This window comes from Caballeronia eucalypticola (assembly GCF_047608185.1).
In the GTDB taxonomy this organism is placed as follows: domain Bacteria; phylum Pseudomonadota; class Gammaproteobacteria; order Burkholderiales; family Burkholderiaceae; genus Caballeronia.
Map to the genome: position 1 here is coordinate 69,622 of NZ_JBLKRU010000022.1, position 13,602 is coordinate 83,223.

General features: G+C 59.0%; 11 protein-coding genes and 1 pseudogene. 5 read left to right on the top strand and 7 right to left on the bottom strand.

Annotation, left to right across the window (positions count from 1 at the left end; genetic code table 11):
• Positions 1 to 20 precede the first annotated feature (20 nt).
• A complete protein-coding gene (locus tag ACMX25_RS23815; RefSeq protein WP_414952508.1) occupies positions 21 to 425 on the top strand; it encodes a DUF6632 domain-containing protein in 405 nt (134 codons plus the stop codon).
• An 18-nt stretch (positions 426 to 443) separates the two neighbouring features.
• On the opposite strand, the gene ACMX25_RS23820 is transcribed toward ACMX25_RS23815, so the two are convergent.
• Together ACMX25_RS23820 and ACMX25_RS23825 are read right to left on the bottom strand one after the other, a co-directional pair.
• Entirely contained in the window at positions 444 to 2,462 is a 2,019-nt protein-coding gene (locus ACMX25_RS23820; RefSeq protein WP_414952509.1) for an FUSC family protein, read from the bottom strand.
• Between the two features lie 95 nt (positions 2,463 to 2,557).
• Positions 2,558 to 2,787: pseudogene (locus ACMX25_RS23825) on the bottom strand (TetR/AcrR family transcriptional regulator); the annotation flags it as partial.
• Between the two features lie 151 nt (positions 2,788 to 2,938).
• Here ACMX25_RS23825 and ACMX25_RS23830 point away from each other — a divergent pair.
• A complete protein-coding gene (locus ACMX25_RS23830) occupies positions 2,939 to 3,919 on the top strand; it encodes an aldo/keto reductase (RefSeq protein ID WP_414952510.1) in 981 nt (326 codons plus the stop codon).
• A 208-nt stretch (positions 3,920 to 4,127) separates the two neighbouring features.
• On the opposite strand, the gene ACMX25_RS23835 is transcribed toward ACMX25_RS23830, so the two are convergent.
• Positions 4,128 to 4,778 carry a hypothetical protein gene (locus ACMX25_RS23835; RefSeq protein WP_414952511.1) on the bottom strand — a complete coding sequence of 217 codons (651 nt, stop codon included), beginning with the start codon at positions 4,776 to 4,778 and terminating at the stop codon, positions 4,128 to 4,130.
• A gap of 63 nt (positions 4,779 to 4,841) precedes the next feature.
• Complete coding sequence (locus tag ACMX25_RS23840) at positions 4,842 to 5,696, bottom strand: LysR family transcriptional regulator (protein WP_414952512.1); 855 nt, start codon at positions 5,694 to 5,696, stop codon at positions 4,842 to 4,844.
• 259 nt (positions 5,697 to 5,955) lie between these two features.
• Here ACMX25_RS23840 and ACMX25_RS23845 point away from each other — a divergent pair, with 259 nt between their 5' ends.
• Together ACMX25_RS23845 and alr are read left to right on the top strand one after the other, a co-directional pair.
• Positions 5,956 to 7,095 (top strand): branched-chain amino acid ABC transporter substrate-binding protein, encoded by a 1,140-nt coding sequence (locus tag ACMX25_RS23845; RefSeq protein ID WP_414952561.1) that lies wholly within the window; start codon positions 5,956 to 5,958, stop codon positions 7,093 to 7,095.
• Positions 7,096 to 7,170: 75 nt separating this feature from the next.
• Entirely contained in the window at positions 7,171 to 8,358 is a 1,188-nt protein-coding gene (alr, locus tag ACMX25_RS23850; RefSeq protein WP_414952513.1) for an alanine racemase, read from the top strand.
• 69 nt (positions 8,359 to 8,427) lie between these two features.
• On the opposite strand, the gene ACMX25_RS23855 is transcribed toward alr, so the two are convergent.
• From ACMX25_RS23855 to ACMX25_RS23865, 3 genes are all read right to left on the bottom strand, one after another.
• Positions 8,428 to 9,234: a phytanoyl-CoA dioxygenase family protein gene (locus tag ACMX25_RS23855; protein WP_414952514.1), complete on the bottom strand. Its 807-nt coding sequence runs from the start codon at positions 9,232 to 9,234 to the stop codon at positions 8,428 to 8,430.
• Between the two features lie 398 nt (positions 9,235 to 9,632).
• Positions 9,633 to 10,796 carry a mandelate racemase/muconate lactonizing enzyme family protein gene (locus ACMX25_RS23860; RefSeq protein WP_414952515.1) on the bottom strand — a complete coding sequence of 388 codons (1,164 nt, stop codon included), beginning with the start codon at positions 10,794 to 10,796 and terminating at the stop codon, positions 9,633 to 9,635.
• 24 nt (positions 10,797 to 10,820) lie between these two features.
• Complete coding sequence (locus tag ACMX25_RS23865) at positions 10,821 to 12,191, bottom strand: MFS transporter (protein ID WP_414952516.1); 1,371 nt, start codon at positions 12,189 to 12,191, stop codon at positions 10,821 to 10,823.
• A 306-nt stretch (positions 12,192 to 12,497) separates the two neighbouring features.
• Between ACMX25_RS23865 and ACMX25_RS23870 the strand changes: the two genes are divergently transcribed.
• Positions 12,498 to 13,580, top strand: coding sequence for a LacI family DNA-binding transcriptional regulator (locus ACMX25_RS23870; protein WP_414952517.1), 1,083 nt, complete (start codon positions 12,498 to 12,500; stop codon positions 13,578 to 13,580).
• The last annotated feature ends 22 nt before the right edge of the window (positions 13,581 to 13,602 follow it).

Below are 13,602 nucleotides of genomic sequence, written 5' to 3' on the forward strand. Positions count from 1 at the left end.
CCGCGCTCAAGGAGTCCACCATGAACGACACCCAACGACTCGCCGCCTTGCGCATCGTTTTGATCGTGGTGGGGCTGATCTGCGTGTTTGCAATCTGGCCGCTGATGATCTTGTGGCCCGCAGGTTGGACGTGGCACAGCGGGCATTCCGATTACCCGCTGATGATCGTCGGTATCTACGCGACGCTCGGCGTGTTCCTGCTGATCGCGTCGCGCGATCCGATGAAACATCTGAGCCTGATCTGGTTCACGGTGTGGTCGAGCGTCGTGCACGGCGTGATCATGGCCGTGCAGTCTTTCGGCGTCGAGATGGACGGGGCGAACCATGTCGGTCATTTATTCGGCGATGTTCCCGCGCTGTTTATCGTCGCGGCGGCGCTGGCTTTCTTCACGCCGCGTGGCGACAAGGCGCGCTCGCTCGCATGACGTTGTAGCTCAGATCGGTCAGGTGGATACAGTTCCCACATAGCTATCGAATGCGGTCACGAGATGCTGGATCGCCTGTTCGAGGTCATCTGCCGGCGTTTCTGCAGACTGACCCAACTGCAGCGCTTTCCTCGACGTCAGGGCTTCCGGCAGTTTGGCGGTCATTTCATCGTATCGATTGGCGCGCTCCCGGTCATGTGCGTCCGGTTCTCCGCTCCGAAGGACTTCGATCACCGCGGCGGCGCCGCAAACCACCCGCACGGCGACAATCAGGTTCCGCAGTTGTTCGAGCCGTGCAGATCGCCGCTGGCCCTCCAGGAGCATGCGTTCTCTCGCCACTTCAAGCCGTGAGCTGGCCAAGCCGGCTTCGCGCTGCAGACGATCAAGGGTAGCGGTCGATCCTCCGGCCATCCGAAGGACAGCGGACGCGAATGCCATGTTGGCCGAAATCGCGGCTGAGATCACGGCATTCAGCGCGTTACTTTCCTTCGGCGGCCAGAAAAGAAAGCTTGCCGCCACGCCTACGCAGGCGCCGACGAATTCATTGGTAAGGCGAGCGACGATCAGCCCTTGCGCCGGATGGATGAAATCCGACATCAGCATGAACATCGGCGTGAGGAAGACGACGAACAGACCGTAGTTCACCAGCCTCAATGCAACGGTCGCCGCTGCAAGCGGCAAGATTGCCAATGTCACCGCGACCGGACCCAACAGACTCGCCAGAAGAACAGCGGCGATCGTTCCACCGATCAGGCTGCCGCATGCGCGCTCCAGCACACGCAACCATGTATTGGCGGAAACCGGTTGGGTCACGACGATGGCAGCGATTGCGCCCCAGTATGCAAACGTGACACTCAGCGATGTACCGATCATGTAAGCGATCACCGATGCCACAGCCACCCTCAGCGCATGCATCCACACCAGCCTTTCAATCTTGAGCGCGGGAGCGGCGGCAGGCGCAGGCGCGGGCGTCTCGGGATCGATTGCGAGCCTGTGCTGACGGTCCGCAAGGCCGGCGATGGCCTTTGCCGCAAAGGCAACGGCCGTGGCCGTCGGGTCCGTCCGCTCATCCGTCTGTCGCAACAACGCGTTCGCCTGCGCGATCAGCGCATCGGGAATGGGCAGTTCATGCCGTGCTCGCGCGGCCACGCTTTGCAGCAACCGTCGCAGGCCCTGGCGCAATTGCCGCGACTCGTCGTGGACGGTAATGGCTGCATTGCGCCGGGCATGACCGATAGCGATCAGCGCCGAAAACACCCTGCCGGCAGCGTCGACGCCCGGGCCCAGTTCGGGGCCGTTGCGAACATCATGCGCCGCCAATGCGCGCCCGCGCTCGATCGACATGCGCACTCCGCGCCGATAAACGCTATTGAATTCGGTCCAGCCCTCCGCATCCATTCCAGGCCGCGAATCCAGCGACTCCAGAAACCCGGCCATGTCCTCGAGCCTGCCGAAGATCGTCGCGAGCGCGAAGCCCGTGGACTGTGGGAACGGGACAGGCCAGAGGAAGATGCAGAACAGCATGGTCCAGCCTGACCCGAGCAAAAAATAGCCACCGTGAGCGAGTGCAGCGGCAAGCGGTTCGGGCGACGCAACGCCGATCACCACCGCGAGCGACGCAATCAGCCCTGCCTGCGCGGGCATGGGCCCGAGCGAGGGCTTGTAGGACCGTGTCAGTCCACACAGGAAGACCAGGATAAAGAGGGTGACAATGCTGACCGCGTAGCCCCAATGCGCGGCATAGGACGCCAGCGGCATGACGACAACGCCCATGGCCGTGAAGATGGCCATCGCCTTCAGGCGCTGTGATTTGGATCCTTGCGGATCGCAAAGACAGTTCCAGAATGCCGCGACGGCGCCGAAAGCGATATCGGAATGACCGAGAATCGCTGCGGCGCAGAGCATGGGCGCCATCGCAAGTGCTGCGTGTATGCCTTCCGCAATCCCGATGCGCTCGGGCGTGATGGCGAACACATGACCTTCCGTCCGCAGGGTCCGACGGCTTACCAGAGACACGAGCTTAGCTATTATCGTCATCGGACTTTTGCTGTTCACGAACGTTGATTGCTGAGGGACAAGGCCAAAATAGGAAGCCATTCGCGACCCAATGCACAGTGCTTGTCAAATTCCCACGCGGGTAAGAGTCCAACCTCTCGATAGCTCTCGATCAAGATATCAAAGAGCTTTATATCGGAACGGCTTCGGGCCATCAACTGCGCGCCTGAGACCGCGGCGAATGTGGCGCGGACCCGTTTCTGACCATTCCTGCTGCCACAAGCGTCCTTCCAAGCCACGCAACGTTGACCTCGACAAAGGCCTGGACCTCCTTCTGCACGACCTCCGGCAAATTGTCATATTCGGCGCATCCGGAGTCGATGACGACAACGCTTCCGGCGCCATGGGGCGCTGGCGTTCTGACTTGACCGGCGCATTTTTTCGAAATCGAGTCTAATTACGAAACGACCGGCAGTTACGCCCTCTGCTCATTCCGCACTTTCAACAGGAGTTGCACGATGGAATATGTGAAACTTGGCCGCACAGGCCTCGATGTATCGCGTCTATGTCTTGGCTGCATGAGCTATGGTGTGCCCGAACGCGGCCCGCACCCATGGTCACTGGACAACGATGCCGCACGCCCCTTTATCAAACAGGCGCTTGATCTCGGTATCAACTTCTTCGATACGGCCAACGTCTATTCGGACGGCACCAGCGAAGAGATCGTTGGCCGGGCGCTAAAGGATTTCGCGAAACGCGACGAGATCGTGCTCGCCACTAAAGTGAACAGCCGGATGCGTCCGGGGCCGAACGGCGCGGGGTTGTCGCGCAAGGCGATCATGGCGGAAGTGGACGCGAGCCTGAAGCGCCTCGGCACCGACTACATCGATCTGTATCAGATTCATCGCTGGGATGACACGACGCCGATCGAAGAAACAATGGAAGCGTTGCACGATGTCGTCAAGGCGGGTAAGGCACGTTATATCGGTGCATCGACCATGTACGCGTGGCAATTTTCCAAAGCGCTGCATGTTGCCGAACGCCACGGCTGGACTCGCTTTGTGACGATGCAGAACTACGTGAACCTGCTGTATCGCGAAGAAGAACGCGAGATGTTGCCGCTGTGCGAAAGCGAAGGCATCGGCGTCATACCGTGGAGCCCGCTCGCACGGGGCCGTCTGACGCGCGACTGGAACAGCAGCAGCGCACGCTCGGAGACCGACGAATTCGGCCGCACGCTGTATGCGGCCACCGAAGAGGCAGACCGTCAGATCGTCGAACGGGTGAGCGAAATTGCGACGAAGCGGGGCGTGCCGCGGGCGCAGGTCGCGCTTGCGTGGGTGCTGCAGAAAAAGCCGGTCACGGCGCCTATTGTCGGCGCGACGAAGCTGCATCATTTGAACGACGCGGTCGCAGCCCTTTCACTCAATCTGACAGCGGACGAAATCCAACTGCTCGAAGAACGGTACGTGCCGCATGCGGTGACGGGTTTTAGATAAATAGCGGCGCTTTTCGCTTTCCATCAGCTCGCTGCGAGAAGGGACATGGTGGCTTTCTCTGCTGGATTCGTGCCGGGCAGAGAAGCCACCAGCGGGTCACGCCTGTGTTCCCATCCAAGTTCAAAAATGGTGCGCCCGCACGATCAGCCGATGCATATCTTCCATGCGAATATTGAAGCTGAGCGAAGGCTTCATCGCAGCATTGCCTTCATGGTTTGCGGGTAGGCCGGGCGTTCTTCCTTCGCCGATGGACGAGCACGCCGCAGCCGATCGCAACCAGTATTGCCACCAGCACGCCGCTCATGCCCGTCGTGCTGCGGGATTCGAGAGCGCTCGATGTCGCCGACGCCCCCGATGAAGCGGACGAGGCCACGGTCGCCGAGGCCTGACTTGCAACAGGCTGCGGCAGCGCAACGCCCGCGGCGCTTCCCCGCTGCACGACAGATGGATCCGATGTAGCCGCTGCAGCGGACGAAGGCGTAGGTGTCGCATCAGGGTCGGGTCCAACGAGAGCTGACGCGTTCGTTGATGGAACATCGGGAGGCATTGCCGCAGCCGACGTTGTCCCGGCCGCCTGAACCAGGGTGTTCCACTGAGCAAATACTGTGTCAATACAGTGGACGTCGGTACAGGCATTGCGTGACTGTCTCCACCGCGATAGCTGGCCAGCCGAAAGTTTGCCGGCGCTTAGCAGGCTCTGCTGCTGCGAAACAATATGCTCGTATTCATTGTTCAGGATGGCATGGTCACAGATGACACGCTCAGCCGGTTGCTGCGTGGTCGCACACGCAATATCGTTCGCCCGTGCTTCGGCTGCACTTAGCGCAAGCAGCGCCAGTAACCATGTCGCATGTCGCATTAGACGCACTGCTTCTCCCTAGTCATTCGTTATCGGCACTACTCGCCAGCTTGCGCACGCTAGCTAGATTTTAGGCAGGACTGCACGGATATGAGCAGCAAAAGCGGCGACTAATGCAGAAGGCCGAGCGCGATCAAAGGCGATAGTAATGCCAAGTGCAGGCAACATTGGCAACTTGTACTTTGGTCCGAGAATCCGCAAGTCAGTTGGGACGGCCGTGCGGGTCAGCACGGCAAGCGCCTGGCCCGATCTAACCACTGCCAGCAAACCGGTCAGGCTGCCGCTGGCATAGGCGATGCGATAGCGGCGGCCCGCCGCATCTAGGCCGCGCAGCGCGTTGATATGGTCCAGCCCGTCCGGATCCGAGAGCGCAAGCGGCAACGGCTCAATCTTGAGGGTAGCGGCCGATTTTGCAATCCAGACCAGCGGCTCTATACGAATACTTTTTTCGTCTGTAGCACCTTCTATGATCGAGACCAGCGCAAGCTCGATTGCGTGCTTGTTTAGCCTCTCGTGCAACCGGGGAGTAGAGGCACAGACGACCTCGATCAGTACATTCGGATGATCGTTGACGAAATCACCGATCAGGTTCGAGAGAAAAGAAGATGCATATTCATCCGGGCAACCGAACCGGATAACGCCAGAGAGACCTTGACCGGTCAAGTCGGTAATAGCCTCATCATGTCTGCTCAGGATCTCCTGCGCATGCGCCAGCAGCCTGTCACCTTCCTGCGTAAGCGTCACACCCCTGCCGCCGCGATTGAGCAATGGCTGGCCAATGATTTCCTCCAGCCGCTTGATTTGCATGCTGACAGCTGCTTGCGTACGACCAATGCGGGGCGCCGCCGAGTTCAGGGAGCCGGCGTGAGCAATCACGACGAAAGTACGAAGAAGATCTATATCAAGCGTAGCCGGCACCGTATAAGCCCCATTAATACGTCGTATAAGAAGTATTAGTTTTGTTCAAAAAACGCGTCCACCTATTATGACCTGATCGACAGGGAAGAGGTCGATGGTACTCAAATTTCACTGCCCTGATTGTGGGAAAGAGGCCGGGCGCAACCGGGCGTTACGGCGGGGTATTTTCACGGCAGGATTCGACCGCGCTTCATGCAAATCGTCAAGGAGACGACAAGTGAAACAAACCACTCGCAATCGAGCTCTCATCGCTGTCGTGATGTCTGCGGCGCTATGGCGCGTAATCCCGGATAGCCAGGCGCAGACCTCGGTGGCGAGCGCCGCCGAACCGGGAACAAGACTCGTGAAAATAGGGGTCGCTGGGCCGTTGACGGGAGGACTGGCGCATTTTGGCAAAGACAATGAAAACGGTGCGCGGTTAGCCCTTGAAGAGATCAACAAGACGGGACTGACCATCGGCGGACAGCGCATCACGCTGGTGCTCGACATGCAAGATGATGCGGCCGATCCTAAAACGGGAACCCAGGTTGCACAAAGGCTGGTCGACGACGGGGTTGTCGCAGTCGTCGGTCACTACAACTCCGGCGTTTCAATTCCTGCCTCCAGAATTTACAGCGACGCGGGTATAGCCCAGATATCTCCCTCATCGACGAATCCAGATTACACGTTGCAGGGCTTCAAGACGACGTTTCGGCTAGTTGCAACGGATGCTGCGCAGAGTCCTACGCTCGCCGCTTACGCGGTCAAGAACCTGGGTATCAAGCGCCTGGCCGTTGTGGACGATGCTACACAGGCAGGCAAGGGCCAGGCTGATGAATTTGCTAAGCCGGCAAAGGCCGCTGGCGTGAGCATTGTTGCACGGGAAGCCACGACTTCAACGGCGACCGATTTCAGGGCCATTCTCACGACCATCAAAGCCTCCCGGCCGGACACCATCTACTTCGGTGGCACGGACCAGGGCGCCGGTCCGTTTGCCAAGCAGGCGGTCAGTCTCGGCATCAAAGCGAGAATTCTTGGATCTGACGGCATCTGTACCGAAAAAATGGCTGAACTTGCCGGCGATGCCGCGCAGAACGTGGTGTGTTCAGAGGCCGGCATGCCGCTTTCAAGAATGAGTCAAGGCGCTGCCTTCAACGCGAAGTACCAGGCGCGTTTTGGTCAACCGCTCGTGCTCTACGCACCATTCACGTACGACGCTGTTTATATCATCGTGGATGCAATGAAACGCTCGAACTCCGTGGACCCGTCCGAGGTTCTCGGCGCAATCCACAAGACCGACTATGCCGGAATTACGGGGCACGTCATGTTCGATGCCAAGGGCGATATCACGGAACCGGCTATCTCTATCTTTGACTTTAAAGATAACAAGAAGACGTTGCTGGATGTCGTCAAGATGTAGTGCGCATTGCAAGGCATGAGGTCACCAACGATGACGGATAACATACCCATACACTGGGACTGAACGGAGATTTTCATGGCCGCCTCACCGCTTCATCCCGCACCATCGCCTAAGTCCGCACCTTCCACGATCGCCCTGGAAAACCACAGCCCCACATGGGCCGAGGTTGACCTGGATGCGCTGACTCGCAACTATGATCGGCTGAAAACGTTGATTGGAGCCGGCAAGCAAATCATCGTACCCGTCAAGGCGAATGGCTACGGTCACGGTGCGACGCGTATCGCTGCATGCTTGGCAAGACGCGGCGCCTACGCTGTGCAAACGGCGTCGGTACGAGAGGCCGTGGCGATACGCCGATCGGGAAATGGGGTAAAGATCATTGCCTATCCTGTCAATCTCGCGGAGGACGTGCACGCATTACTGCAGAACGACATTGTGCCGACAGTGGTCGATATGGCAGGCGCCCGGATCGTATCGGCTGCGGCGACACGGCCAGTCGCCATATGCGTCAAGGTCGATGCCGGTCTCCAGCGACTTGGCGTGCCGCTGGACGAAGCCGAAGACATCGTCATGAAAATGGCCGGACTGCCAAACGTAATGGTGGAGGGCGTCTATACCCATGTGCCTTTCGCTGACCTGTCGCAAGCGGACTGGGCAATAGGCCGTGTCCGCGCTTTTGAGGCGCTTGTTAAAAGGCTGCTGCAACGAGGTTTGGAATTGCGCGTCACGCAAGCCCGTGCAAGCGCGCACGTGATTGTGAATATCGAGGACAGTCTTACTGCGGTGTGTGCGGGACACTTCCTGTATGGCTTGCGCTCTTTTCCGGCGGACAGTGCGGTCAATCTTCCGTCGGAACCCGTCCTTCGCGCGATTAAAACGCGCTTGATCCAGGTGCGGCCAATTGGTGGCAGTCCAGCGAAAACTAATGGCGATCCGTACGGCGCCAATTTCGAGGGCGTCACACGAACTGGCGTGCTTTCGGTTGGCCGGGCCAATGGTATTCTGCGACCGCTTCATGACAAGGGTGCTTACGTCCTGGTCGCTGGTCGACCTTCTCGTGTTATTTCTGTCACCCTTGAATATACCGTTGTTGATCTGTCCGGCCATCCCGATGCCTCATCGGGCGACACCGCGACCATCCTTGGAGACGATGGCGAAGCAGTGCTGACTATCGACGATGCAACCAGGGCTGCGGGCTGCTCACCCCTGGATTTCAGTATTGGGCTACGCGACATTGCATTGATTTATCGAGGAGGCGAGTGACCTCTTTCACCTTCCCCTCATGAAGGGCTAGGGCGCCAGACTCGGCGGCCCCGGATGCAAGGCGGCAGCTTACGCAGTAGCTTCTCGTTTCGGCAGTTCGGACGTATCTGTCAGGCATCCATCGGTAAGCGCGGTGACAGGCGTGAAGTCTCGATGATGGATATGTTCTGGTCGCTTGTCCTTCGTGCAGCGATTGTCCACCGGATTCAGGATCAGCGAGAAGATGGCGCGCGTCCAGGGCGAGAGGTTTGGGGGCGAACCATGAATCAGACTGTCGCCGAAAATTAGCGCCGTGCCCGCCAGTCCTGTAGCTGAAACAAGATCCCGCTGCTCCCCCACATTCTTCACGATCTCGGACGGCACTACCCACAAGGGGTGGCTTGTCGTGGTGGTGTCGTAGAAAGCCTCCGAAGACCCGACACGATGTGAGCCCCTGATGAAGTACAGAGGCCCGTTGAATTCGTTGACGTCGTCAAGGAAGACGTGCAGGTTGAGCGCCAGTGGTTGGGGTACGCCGTCGTCGCGATGATGCGTGGCGAAATCCTGATGCCACTGCCACATTTCTCCCGTGATTGCTTCTTTGACGTTGATCTTCGATTGTTGGACATAGAGATTCGGGCCAGCAATCTGTTGAGCGGGTTCCACGAAGCGCGGGTGCCGGACGAGCTTCCCGAAAACTTCGTCGCGTAGATGAAGGCCAAACGCGGTGCGCACTACATCGCTACTTTTTTCCTTGACGTTCGCTGCGGTATCCTGAAGAAACACGCGGTTCATGGCCGCACGCAACACCTCGACCTCGTCGACGGAAAATAGCTGCGGGAGAATAAGGAATCCATCCTCATTGAACTGTCTAAGTTGCTCTTGGGTTAACTGCATGGTTGACGCCCCTGAAGAAAACGGTAGTGGCAGGCGAGGCAGGCTTGTGACTTTTATCCTGGCGACGCTTCGATATGCAATCAGTTGATATGCATCGATTGGAGGATAGTCGCCGGGACGATTGAAGAGAAACTAATACTTCTTAACACGGCTATTAGTGGGAGTTATTGGCGGGTCGAATGGGAAGGTGTTTTCGTTCGCGCGCGGGGAATGGGCTTTTTAGGTTGGCGGTGGCGGGTAGTGCAGGGGTTGGATTTGACGACCAAACGAACGCGCAAGCGGGGGTTCCTCGACGAGATTCCGTGGACCGGACGGCGTTATCCGGTTTGATGGACCCGGATCGATTGCGCCCATCGTGCTCGCGAGTGGGCGCTTCGTGTTCGACGACGTTCTTCCCCTTATTGATCAACTATGAAGCCGTCAAAATGCGGCCGCATCGAAATCGGTTTGGATAATGGCGGCCGGATTCTCTGTGCGTCCGGCAGCAAGGCCATGCCGAGTCCGGGTCCGTTCGGGATATCGACAAAACCGTTGTTCGGCAACGGCACCTTGTCGACAATATTGCTGCCCAGATGTTCCGGCCGTGATTCGAAGATTCCAGCTTCGAAACCCGTCGCGTATTCCTGGATCGCGAAGTTGGGGATTGCGGCGTCGAGTTGGAGGCACGCGGCCAACCCGATAGGCGAGAGGGGGTTATGCGGAACGACCTGGATGTGGTGCGCCTCGGCCATCGCTGCAACCTTGCGGGCGCCGGTGATGCCGCCGCACAGACACAGGTCGACGCGCGCGTATTCCACTCCCCCTCGGGCCATGAGTGTCTGGAATTCGTAGATGCTGGAGAAGCGCTCTCCGGTCGCAATCGGAATATGAATTTTCTCAGCAACGCGCGCCATGCCATCGGGTCCTTCCGGGCGGATCGGATCTTCGATGAACATCGGATGCGTGTCCTCGATACCGCGCGCGAACACAATCGCCTCGGCCGGCGTAAGTCGTCGATGCAGCTCGATGAGCAAGTCGACCCGATCGCCCACGACTTCGCGCATCTGATGCACATTACTGATCGCGTCGCGCATTTTTTTGATGTGCGTCTTGAAGTAAACCTGGTCATTGCCTTCATCGAGGAACGGATTCAGGTGGCCAAATGCATTGAAGCCGACTTCCATCTTCGCCTGGCACTCCACCAGGATCTTCTCGATGCTGCTTTCGTAAATGTGCCCGTAAATACGCGCTTTAGTGCGCACCGGACCACCCAGCAATTGATAGATCGGTACATTCAACGCGCGACCCTTGATGTCCCAGAGCGCAATGTCGATGGCAGAAATCGCGGCGTTAATCGCCAGCCCCTGGAAGTAGCTGAAGCGATGCATCACGTTCCAGTGATGCTCGATCGCAAACGCGTCCTTGCCGACCAGATACTCGGCGAAACGGCGGATCGCCGCGCCCGACGCTTCAATATGTCCCCATGCGCCGGCCTCACCATAACCGGTAATGCCTTCGTCGGTATCGACGCGGACAAACATGAACTGGCCAACATGCAGTGGTTCGACTTTAGTGATCTTCATTGAAAACTCCTTCTTGGATTCTGGTTAGTACCGTGTCGCCTGCACTGTGGCGGCGTCGTTTTCAGAGGCTGCAGGATCAGCGCCTGCCGAGGGTTCATCGAGATTGCGGCCACGCGTTTCGGGTCCGAGGAACACAGACACGGCCGTGATCACGCCAAGTGCCACGACGTACCACGCGACCAGATGCGGGGAACCTGCGCCAGCGGAAAGGAGACCGACCGCGATCATCGGCGCGATGCCGCCCGAGATGGGTGAGGTGACCTCGCGGGCGAGCGAGAAGCCGGTGTACCTGACACGCGAGGGGAACATTTCGGCGAGCCACGGGCTTTGCGCCGAGGTCATCATCGTTTTTGCTACTGATGAAACCAGGAAGAGTCCCGCATAGATCCACACGATGTCTCCGCTCTGCAGCATGCGAAAGAACGGGAAGATCGCAAGCCCGGAGATCAGAGCACCGCCAATGTAGACCGGCTTGCGTCCCACCAGATCCGAGACCCAGCCAAAGAATGGCACGGTGACGAATTGCAGCGCCGTGCTGAACATCAGGGCCGTCACAATGACATCGCGTGACATATGCAGTTGCTGCGTGACATAGACGATCACGAACGATTCGTAGATATAAGCAAGCGAGTTGTCGCCAAGACGCGCTCCCCAGGCGCACAACATGGGCCGCAGTGACGTACGAAAAACTTCCCGGATCGGTGCCCTGACCACGGCATTGCGTTTCTGGAGGTCGAGGAACGCAGGGGTTTCCTTGAGCGAACTACGCAGTACAAGGCCGAGGATCACGACTACCGCGCTCAGCAGGAAGGGGACTCGCCAGCCCCATTCCTCGAACGCACCTTTCGACAAGCGCGACGAAATATGGAAGGTGGCAAGCGACATCAGCAGACCGAGTGCAACGCCCACATAGGGCAACGATCCATAGAGACCGCGCCGCTTGGGCGGCGCATATTCGATCACCATCAGCACGGCGCCGGCATACTCCGCGCCGGAGCCCAGGCCCTGCAATGCGCGCAGCACGCACAAGAGAAGCGGTGCCCAGACGCCGATCATCGCGTAGGTCGGCAGGAGGCCCATCAGCGTCGTCGAGCCGCCCATCAGAAGCAGAGTAATGATCAGCACTTTCTTGCGGCCAATCCTGTCGCCGAGCCGCCCGAAAATCACACTGCCGACAGGCCGGACGAAGAACCCGATCGCGAAGCTCGCGTACGCGAGGAGCGTCCCGGTCAGATGATCGTATGAAGGAAAGAACAGCTTGTTGAATAGCGTGGCGGCCGCCGTCGCGTAAAGGTAGTAGTCGTACCATTCAACGGCCGTTCCCACGATCGCGCTCAGGATGGCGTTGCGGACCGCGCGGCGTATTTCGGGCGACTGCCGGTGTGTGCTTTGCAAGGCAACCTCTATTCTTTTATCGAAGGCCGCGCACGGGGCGCAGCGTGTCTCCATCGGCCGCGAACCGTGCCGCTCGCAGTGTTTGGCGCTTTTTCAGTGGCACACTGACGCGACCTCTCATGGGCCGGGCTTCAGTCAGTCTTTCGCAGCGCCACTTTTTGATACGCTTCGCGACTACGCCCGTTTGCTGCGTTCGCGACAGGGTTCCATCTTCCGAATTATCGTCTGGAAACGTTTCCGGAAACGTTTCCAGACGATAATTCGAGCGGTAAGAGGTTGTCAAGAATTGATTGGGGAAATTTCGAGATGAGCAACAAGACGGGGGAACCCGCCATCGTGAAGTCCGGCATCAAGGCGGTGGCCGAACTGGCGGGCGTGGGAATCGCGTCAGTGTCGCGGGTGCTTTCGGGACAACCCGGCTCGAGCCCGCAGATGACGCAGCGCGTGCTGGACGCGGCTCGCCAACTTGGCTACGCGCCCAACGTCCTCGCGCAAAGCCTGCGCCGGCGTGCGACGCATTCCGTGGGGTTTGTTGGCTCGGATATCAACAATCCCCTGGTTGCCTCCATCGTCAGCGGTGCGGAAAGCGTACTCAGCGTGGCCAAGTATTCGGTCCTTCTGACCAATTCAGGCGGCGACCCGGGCGTCGATGCGCAACGTATCGATGTATTGCTTCAACGTCAGGTCGACGGGCTGATCGTGTTGCCCGCGCTCGAAGACGACCCGGCTACGCTGGCTGCGTTGCGCGGCGCGCAAGGGCCGGTCGTGCTGATCGATCGCACCTTGCCTGCCGACATCGGCGCGCATTACGTGTTGTCGGATCACTTTCGGGGAATTGGCGATGCCAGCCGTTATCTGCTGCAGGCCGGTCACAGCAGGATCGGTCTGGTCGTGGGCCTCGACGTGCGGCCGACCCGCGAACGTATTCGCGCGGTGGAAGCCGCCTTCGATAGCCTTGGCATCGAGCGAAACCTGATCGTTCATCGGGGGCGTTTGTCACCGGAACACGGGGAGCAAGCCATGGATGAACTGCTTTCCGGCGATGCTCCGCCGAGCGCGGTGATTTTGGGCGGCAATCAATTGCTGGAAGGGGCGCTGCGCGTGGTGCATCGGCGAGGGCTGACGCTGGGCGTGGATCTGTCGCTGGTCAGTTGCGACGATCTGCCATTGTGCCGGCTTCATCACCCGCCCATTGCGACGGTGATGCGGGATACGGCACTACTGGGCCGCCGTGCCGCCGAATTGCTGCTTGCTCAGCTTCGTGAGCCGGGCGTAACCGAACCTGTTCTGTTGCCCACGTGGTTCGAACCGCGGGAGAGTTGCGGACCCTTCGCGACGCCATCGATCAAGGTCGCTCAACTACGGGGCTTAAAAAAGCGCGCGAAGTAGGGGCCACGAAGAAGCCCCGATG

Coding starts and splice junctions, on each gene's coding strand:
- ACMX25_RS23845 (WP_414952561.1), top strand. CDS start 5,956: ATGTCTGCGGCGCTATGGCGCGTAATCCCGGATAGCCAGGCGCAGACC.
- alr (WP_414952513.1), top strand. CDS start 7,171: ATGGCCGCCTCACCGCTTCATCCCGCACCATCGCCTAAGTCCGCACCT.
- ACMX25_RS23830 (WP_414952510.1), top strand. CDS start 2,939: ATGGAATATGTGAAACTTGGCCGCACAGGCCTCGATGTATCGCGTCTA.
- ACMX25_RS23820 (WP_414952509.1), bottom strand. CDS start 2,462: ATGACGATAATAGCTAAGCTCGTGTCTCTGGTAAGCCGTCGGACCCTG.
- ACMX25_RS23815 (WP_414952508.1), top strand. CDS start 21: ATGAACGACACCCAACGACTCGCCGCCTTGCGCATCGTTTTGATCGTG.
- ACMX25_RS23870 (WP_414952517.1), top strand. CDS start 12,498: ATGAGCAACAAGACGGGGGAACCCGCCATCGTGAAGTCCGGCATCAAG.
- ACMX25_RS23855 (WP_414952514.1), bottom strand. CDS start 9,234: ATGCAGTTAACCCAAGAGCAACTTAGACAGTTCAATGAGGATGGATTC.
- ACMX25_RS23860 (WP_414952515.1), bottom strand. CDS start 10,796: ATGAAGATCACTAAAGTCGAACCACTGCATGTTGGCCAGTTCATGTTT.
- ACMX25_RS23835 (WP_414952511.1), bottom strand. CDS start 4,778: ATGCGACATGCGACATGGTTACTGGCGCTGCTTGCGCTAAGTGCAGCC.